This is a genomic window from Desulfobotulus sp., assembly GCF_034006065.1.
In the GTDB taxonomy this organism is placed as follows: Bacteria; Desulfobacterota; Desulfobacteria; order Desulfobacterales; family ASO4-4; genus Desulfobotulus.
The window spans coordinates 75,082-81,583 of sequence record NZ_JAVETM010000014.1 but is presented as its reverse complement, the minus strand read 5'-3'; the positions used below and the strand labels follow the sequence as shown (position 1 = coordinate 81,583).

4 protein-coding genes are annotated in these 6,502 nt (G+C 53.5%); 1 reads left to right on the top strand and 3 read right to left on the bottom strand.

Annotated features, from left to right (window positions below; translation table 11 throughout):
- Positions 1-360 (bottom strand): hypothetical protein (locus tag RBR60_RS07460; RefSeq protein ID WP_320355299.1); only part of this gene is annotated, 360 nt, incomplete at its 3' end.
- A gap of 469 nt (positions 361-829) precedes the next feature.
- Between RBR60_RS07460 and RBR60_RS07455 the strand changes: the two genes are divergently transcribed.
- A complete protein-coding gene (locus RBR60_RS07455) occupies positions 830-3,067 on the top strand; it encodes an NADP-dependent isocitrate dehydrogenase (RefSeq protein WP_320355297.1) in 2,238 nt (745 codons plus the stop codon).
- A 247-nt stretch (positions 3,068-3,314) separates the two neighbouring features.
- Here the strand turns inward: RBR60_RS07455 and RBR60_RS07450 are convergent, their stop codons facing one another.
- Complete coding sequence (locus tag RBR60_RS07450; RefSeq protein WP_320355294.1) at positions 3,315-4,664, bottom strand: acetyl-CoA hydrolase/transferase family protein; 1,350 nt, start codon at positions 4,662-4,664, stop codon at positions 3,315-3,317.
- 361 nt (positions 4,665-5,025) lie between these two features.
- Positions 5,026-6,432 (bottom strand): DUF1302 family protein, encoded by a 1,407-nt coding sequence (locus tag RBR60_RS07445; protein ID WP_320355292.1) that lies wholly within the window; start codon positions 6,430-6,432, stop codon positions 5,026-5,028.
- Positions 6,433-6,502 lie beyond the last annotated feature (70 nt).

Genomic DNA, 6,502 nt, shown 5'->3' with positions numbered 1-6,502 from the left:
GTGCTTTAATCCTGGAAACTTAGGATAAGTGGAACTAGAATCATATTTATCTCCCAAATAAATTTTTGATAGAGTCCTTAAATCATTCATTCGTGGGGTTGCGTCTATTTCAGGAACATTCATAATACGTTTTCCGATAAGATCTTTTATGGGGGTATCTCCATCAATAAAAATTTTGGGAGGCCCTGTATCTTCTTCAATGTGCCCAAGGGTTACGGTATAACCTTCTGCCTGCTTATCAGCGGCGGTTATGTGCTTAATTTTTGTATGCTGGTTATTTGGTGATTGTTTGACGGAGTTCAGGTTTTCAGGTGTTTTAGCTGTAACCTTAAAATTTGCTGTTGAATTCAAGGTGATCATCGCATTATCTCCTTTTTTCAATACTTTATCGTAATATTAACAAATCTTGATTATTTTAAAAAATTTTGTTCCCCGTTTTTATGGGGATTTTTATCTGGCAGGTCAGCTCAATGAGAATGCTGTATAGATGTATCGGCATTATAATGAAAAATTTTAGAAAAAAAATGAAATATTTGATTCTGAATAGCAAGTTGCGATGTCTTGTCGTAGCTCAAGCTGTTGTTTGCCCCGAATCCGTTGCAGTTGCTCCCCAGTCGGAAGAGAAGGGAAATGCGAAAGAATTCTTTTTCAAAGAGGCAGTAGTAATGAAGCAGAAGAAAGCATCCAGGAAGCGGATACGTTTTTTTCTGTTCGCAGGGTGATCCGGGGGCTAAGAAATTGCAATCCGGGGCGGGGTGTGGTAATGCATTTTCCGCATCAATGACGGCAAAAAGCCTTTCTATAACCCTGAAATCATTCGAGGCGGAAGATGAGCACCCATACCATAATCTATACGGAAGTCGATGAAGCTCCGGCCCTGGCCACCTACTCCCTGCTTCCCATCCTTCAGGCCTACACGGGCTGGTCCGGGGTGGTGATGGAAAAGAGGGATATTTCCCTTGCGGGCCGCATCATCGCCGCTTTTCCGGAGAGGCTGACTCCTGAACAGCGCCAGTCCGATGCTCTGGCCGAACTGGGCCAGCTCTGCCAGCAGCCCCACGCCAACATCATCAAACTCCCCAACATCAGCGCCTCCATTCCCCAGCTCAAAGACGCCATTGCAGAGTTGCAGGGCCAGGGCTACGCCCTTCCCGATTATCCCGATCAGCCCGTTACGGAGGCGGAAAAAGACATTCAGGCCCGGTACGCCAAAGTTCTGGGCAGTGCCGTGAATCCGGTGCTGCGTGAGGGCAACTCCGACCGCAGGGCTCCGGCGGCGGTGAAGCGTTTCGGGCAGAAAAACCCCCACCGCCTGATGAAGCCCTGGCCCTCAGAGTCCAGATCCCGGGTGGCCCATATGGATGGGGGCGATTTCTACGGCAGCGAAAAATCCATGACCTTTCCCAAAGACTGCCGGGTACGGATTGAATTTGTGGGGGCGGACGGTCAGGCCCAGGTGCTGAAAAAGGAGCTTTCCCTTCTGGCAGGAGAGGTGGTGGATACGGCTGTGATGAACGTCGTGAGACTGAGAGCCTTTTTTGCCGCCCAGATTGCTGCGGCCCGGGAAGAGGGGCTGCTTTTTTCCCTGCACCTCAAAGCCACCATGATGAAAATCTCGGATCCCGTCATGTTCGGTCACTGCGTTGCCGTTTATTATGAGGATGTTCTGACCCGGCACGCTGAAACGCTCAAATCCCTTGGGGCGAATGTCAACAACGGCTTTGCCGACATCGAAGCCCGTCTGGAAAAACTGCCCGAGGCGGAAAGGGAAGCCATCAAGGCCGATATCGCGGCCTGCTACCACAAGAGCTGCGGGCTTGCCATGGTGGATTCCCGCCATGGGATTACCAATCTTCACGTTCCCAACAATATCATTGTGGATGCCTCCATGCCGGTCTTTATCCGGGACGGCGGCCGCATGTGGGGGGCGGATGATGAACTCCATGATACCATTGCCGCCATTCCGGACCGCTGCTATGCCACCATTTATCAGAAGGTGGTGGAAGACTGCCAGAAGAACGGGGCCTTTGATCCGGCCACCATGGGGACAGTGGCCAACGTGGGGCTGATGGCCCAGAAGGCCGAGGAATACGGCTCCCACGACAAGACCTTTATCGCGCCGGGGCCGGGCAGTATCCGTCTTGTGGCCGAAGACGGGGCTATCCTGCTGGAGCAGACGGTGGAAACGGGCGATATTTTCCGCAGCTGCCAGACCAAGGACGCGCCGATCCAGGACTGGGTGAAACTGGCCGTGACCCGCGCCCGTGCAGCCGGAACCCCGGCGGTTTTCTGGCTGGATGAAAACCGCGCCCATGACCGGGAACTGATGGCCAAAGTGAAAAAATATCTTTCAGATCACGATACCACGGGGCTGGATATCCGCATTTTGAGTCCTGTGGCGGCCATGGGTTTCAGTCTGGAGCGCATCCGCAAAGGGGAGGATACCATTTCCGTTACCGGCAATGTGCTGAGGGATTATCTCACGGATCTTTTCCCCATCCTTGAAATCGGCACCAGCGCGAAAATGCTCTCCATCGTTCCGCTGATGCAGGGCGGCGGGCTTTTTGAAACGGGTGCCGGCGGATCTGCGCCCAAGCATGTGGAGCAGTTTCTCCGGGAAGGGCATCTGCGCTGGGATTCTTTAGGGGAGTTCTGCGCCCTGGTGCCTGCCTTTGAGCATATTGCCCGCACTTCCGGCAGCGAAAAGGCCCGTCTCATTGCCGAAACCCTGGATCAGGCCATTGGAAAATTCCTTGAAAAGGGCAAGTCTCCCTCCCGCAAGGTGGGCGAGCTGGACACACGGGGAAGCCATTTCTATCTGGCCCTCTACTGGGCTGAAAGCCTTGCGGCTCAGAAAGAAGATGCGGCGCTGGCAGGACGTTTTGCGGGTGTTGCCAGGGATCTTCTGGCGAACGAGGAAAAGATTGTTGCTGAACTGAAGGCGGCCCAGGGCAGGCCTGTGGACATCGGCGGCTATTTCCATCCGGATAAGGCAAGAACGGCTGCTGCCATGCGGCCGAGCGCCACTCTGAATGCCATTATTGATGCGGTTACGGATGCCATCTGAGGCCGTATGATGTGAACGTGCGTTGTGTTTGCGGAACAGGGGCTGACCCGTCCGCTGCGAAGCGGCGGGTTTTGCGTTAAGGATTTTCCGGTGGGCCTTCTTTATTCTTGAGGGGCAGACGAACGCAGTTTTTTTCCTGCACCTTGCCGTCTTTTTCCATGCAAAGGGCGGGATGGCTGTGAAAGCCACCCCGCCTGATCTTAAAAAAATCCCTTCCTATCCCCCTCTTTTTACGGCGGAAGAATTTTTAAGCGTCGTACTTGTTGCTTTTCACCCAGATATGCATTTTATCGGCTTCCCGGATGAGTTCTTCCCTGAGATCGGGGTGGGCGAGGTTGATGAGGGCTTCGGCCCGCTGCCAGGTGGATTTTCCCTTGAGCATGGCGATGCCGTATTCCGTGGCCACATAGTGGGTGATGGATCTCGGAACGGTGACAATGGCACCGGGTTGCAGGGTGGGAACAATCCGCGACTTAAGGGTGCCGTCCTTGTCCGTGTAGGTGGAGGTGAGGGCGATGATGCCCTTGCCACCCTTGGAGTTGAAGGCTCCGAAGATGAAGTCGAACTGTCCGCCTGTGCCGGAAATCTGCCTGTAGCCCGAAGACTCGGAGCAGACCTGGGAAAAGAGATCCACTTCCACGGCGTTGTTGATGGCCATAACCTTGGGGTTTAAGGCCACAATCCTCGGATCATTGACGTAGTTCACCGGATAGGAGGCGCATCCGGGATTCAGGTGCAGGAAATCGTAGAGTTTTTTGGTGCCCATGGCAAAGGTGTAGGCCATTTTGAAATGGTCGATGTTCTTGTTTCTTCCCGTTACCCGGCCGGATTCGTAGAGATCCACGCAGGAGTCCACCAGCATTTCCGTATGGATGCCGATGTCTTTGAGATCGCTTTCTGCGATGAGCTGGCCGATGAGATTGGGTAGACCGCCGATGCCGAGCTGCAGGGTGGCGCCGTCCTCGATTTCTTTCAGGATATGGCCCGCAATCTGACGATCCACCTCCTTGGGCGGGACGGGGGGCACTTCAATGAGGGGAAAATTGCTTCCCTCCACAATGAAATCCACCTTGGAAACATGGATGGATTCAAAGTTGCCGCCCAGGCAGTAAGGGACGTTCTCGTTGATCTCAACGATGATCTTTTTGGCCTTGCTCAGGTTGGCCCCGGTGACGGAGTTGGCAAGGCCGTAGTTGAGATAGCCGTTTTTGTCCATGGGAGCCGTGGTGATGAAGGCCACATCCGGCTCAATGTATTTGCGGATGAATCTTGGAGACTGGTGGTAGGTGATGGGCACATAGTTGCAGAGATTCTTGTCATGGAGCCTGCGGGAGATGCCGCTGAAATGGTAGTCCGAGGCGATGACGTGCTTTCTTAAGGGGTCTTTTTCAACGACCTTGGGAAACTGGGTGAAGCAGACGCCCCGGATTTCTACATTCTTCAGTTCTTCAATCCGGTTGGCCAGGGCCGCGTCCAGGCTGCGGGGGAAAAGGACAAATTCTCCGTAGAAAACATGATCCCCGGACTTTACCACCTTGACGGCGTTTTCTGCTGTGGTCAGTCTGGATCTGTACTCCTGGATGAAATTAAGGGGCATTTTTTCCTCCTGATTGTGGGGGTGTCCCGAAATGAAATGGTCTGGCGAAGGCCTGGAAGACCTACCACTCCAGGTCCTCCAGTCCAAGTCTGCTGTGTTTTTTTAAGGTTCAGGCAGAGGACTCTGCCTTGTGTGCCGGAAGCATCAGAGCCTCCATGCTCCGAGGCCCTGATCTGATGGCAGGGATACCGGAGGGTGGGGTGGGGGTCAAGGGCGTCTTCTTTTTCTCAGGCAGGGCAAGGGGTGGAAATGATGGCGGAAAAGTGCGTCGATCCTGGATATGAACTAAAATTCAGAAAAAATCGATATGATTTTAAAAAAGAGGATAAAGGCACTTTTTTTTAAGATTATTCAGATGTTTTCAGAAGAGAACACCGACCCTTAAAAAAGAGAAGTCTTTCTCCCTGAACTGTCCGAAAAGATCCTTTTCCGTGCCGCCGTCATAGAAGAAGGCACCCAGGGTGAAAAGGGTGTTCCGCGCAGGTTTCCAGGAAAGCTCGATCTGGTGCTGGCGATCCTGGGAATTCAGCCAGGTGAAGACCCGCCACATGCCGCTGATGCGGGAATCCAGGAGTGAATATTTCAGGGTGAAGCTGAAACCCTGGGTGAAGGCGTCCGCTTCCAGGGCCTCCTCGTGGTCATGGATGAGAACAGCCATGTACTGGACGTTGACGAAGAGATTACGGACGAAAAGGTCGTTTCGATCCATGCCGATGAGAAATTCTCCCTTCTGTTTTTCCGCAAGGCCATTCGTGAATCGGTTGAGAAGTGATGGATTTTTTTCAAAATTTACCCGTTCATGATGGCCTTCGGCCTGCCAGGCGCCTTCGGCCCGGAACACAAAGGACCCTGCGGTAAGCTCCAGATCTGTGCCAAAGACAAGGGCGTTGCTGTGAAAATAGGAAAGTTCGGTAGGCGTGGGCGGAATATCCATCACATAGGGCGGGGTGGGCAGGGGGATCTCGCGGATCACGCGGGAAACCTTCAGCGTGGGCATGGGATCCTTTCCCTTCCATGCATAAAGAGAGAGATCGGCGTGGCGCAGGGGAAAGGCGACTCTGAGCCCGAGGGAGGCGTCGGCTTCCCATTGCCAGTCTTCGTCTGCATTCCGGATGAGACCTCCGGCTTTGCGGAACGCTTCCATGCGGGAAGGGCTGAAATAGCTGTCCGGTTCCGGAAGCGAGGAGCCCACAAAGACCGGAGACCAGAAGGCTTCCACCCGCAGGCCCTGGGGCATGACCGTGTTGAGGAAAAGGCCTGGAATGCCTGTTTTTCTGTCGTTTTTGTCATAATAGAGAAAACTTGTCATGTCTTCGGGGTTGATGCGGTCCATGGGACGGATTTCATCCCCCTTTCCCCAGTAGAGAATTTTTCTGCCCGCACTCAAGGAAACATGGGTGCGTCCGGCCTGCCACCTCTGGGTGAGGTAAAGCTCCCGGATATCGGCCTCTGTCCCTTCGTCATCGTTTATATTCTGGTAATCCGCCCGTGCTCGCACTGCGAAGGTGGTGTTCCTGTGCTGTTTTTCAACAAAGAGATCCATGCGGTTTGTGGTTTTGAGGTCATGGGGAGACTTCATGGGATACCAGACGGAGGGCCGGATTTCACCCTCAAAGATCCAGTTGCCGGGCGAGGTGGATTCTGGCTGCGGGCTCGGGATCATTTGGCTTTGGCTGCCAAGAAGATCCGAGAAATCCAGGTCTCCGTCCAGATCCCCATCCAGATCCTGGGCCTGAAGGCAGAAAGGAGAAAGGAGGAGGGCCAGCATGAGGAAAAGGGGCCATTTAAAAAAAGGAGACCTTCCTGCAAAAGCAGGCCTTTCAGCGGGAAAAGAAAAT

What these genes read in the sequence shown, in the direction of transcription:
- RBR60_RS07455 (WP_320355297.1), top strand. Translation starts at nt 830, where the DNA reads ATGAGCACCCATACCATAATCTATACGGAAGTCGATGAAGCTCCGGCC.
- RBR60_RS07450 (WP_320355294.1), bottom strand. Translation starts at nt 4,664, where the DNA reads ATGCCCCTTAATTTCATCCAGGAGTACAGATCCAGACTGACCACAGCA.
- RBR60_RS07445 (WP_320355292.1), bottom strand. Translation starts at nt 6,432, where the DNA reads ATGCTGGCCCTCCTCCTTTCTCCTTTCTGCCTTCAGGCCCAGGATCTG.